Raw genomic sequence first — 1,031 nt, forward strand, 5'->3', positions numbered from 1 at the left:
CCTCCGACCCCCGCCCGGCCGGGTCTCAGCAGTCGGTCCGCGGCGGAACGCGGGGCGTCGGACGCAGTTCCACGCGCACCTCGTCCCCGTACGGCACGACCAGCGTCCGGCTGGGTGTGCCGCCGTCGCGGCCGTCCCGCCAGTGCGCGGGGACGACAAACAGCCGGCCGCCGGACTCCACGAGCAGCCGCAGGCCCTGGTAGCGGTGCCGGTAGGCTCCCGCCTCGTCCCCGCCGTCCTGGTACTCGACCCCGCACGGGACCCCGCGCAGTGGCTCCCTGGTATGCAGCAGGACGTGCGGCCGCGCCGGCAGCCCCTCGGCGAACTCCTCGGCCTTGCCCCTCCCGTGCGCGGCGGCGAACTCGTTGGTGGCCCAGAAGGCGCTGGCGACCCCCACCAGCGCGAGCCAGCCGACCGACCGGCGGGCGGCCTGCCGCAGGTCCGACTCCCCGGACCAGTCGTGCCGGCGGGCCGCCACCGTGTGCAGCACCCAGCCGCCGTAGGCGACGGCCACCGAGCCGAGGGCGAGCGCCAGCGGCGTCACCGGGAAGTGCTCACCGGCGCTGACGCCCGCCACCAGGAACCCGACCAGCCCCCGGGCCAGCGCGAGCAGGCCGACCAGGACCAGCAGCACGCCCAGCCAGCCACTCACCACGTCCCGCTCCGGCGCCGCCAGCAGCCACCGCACCCCGGCGTGCAGCCCGGTCACCAGCAGCCCGATCAGCGCGACCACCAGTACCGGCGGATACAGCACCTCCACGCCGTACAGCAGCGTCTCCTGGAGTGTCAGGTCGACCAGGTCCAGGTCCACGCCGTAGTAGCGGAACCGGGCGCGGAGGGCCACGTAGCCGAAGTAGAAGAGCAGCGCGGTGACGACGGTGGTGGGCGCGACCACCGCGGCGATCTCCCGCGCCCGGCCGAGGAAGGACGAACTCATCGGCCGCCGGGCTCCTGCCCGCCGTCGCCGTTCGGGCCGCCCGTCTGGCCACCGCCGCCGGCGTCTCCGCCCCCGCTGGCTGCTGTCTCTTATA

The 1,031-nt window shown here is 75.4% G+C and carries 1 protein-coding gene; it reads right to left on the minus strand.

Translation table 11 applies throughout. From position 1 onward, the window contains the following. Window positions 1-25 precede the first annotated feature (25 nt). A complete protein-coding gene (locus GL263_RS27175) occupies window positions 26-937 on the minus strand; it encodes a hypothetical protein (RefSeq protein WP_182858382.1) in 912 nt (303 codons plus the stop codon). Window positions 938-1,031: the final 94 nt, after the last annotated feature.

The organism is Streptomyces durbertensis, from assembly GCF_014156695.1.
GTDB classification, from domain to species: domain Bacteria; phylum Actinomycetota; class Actinomycetes; order Streptomycetales; family Streptomycetaceae; genus Streptomyces; species Streptomyces durbertensis.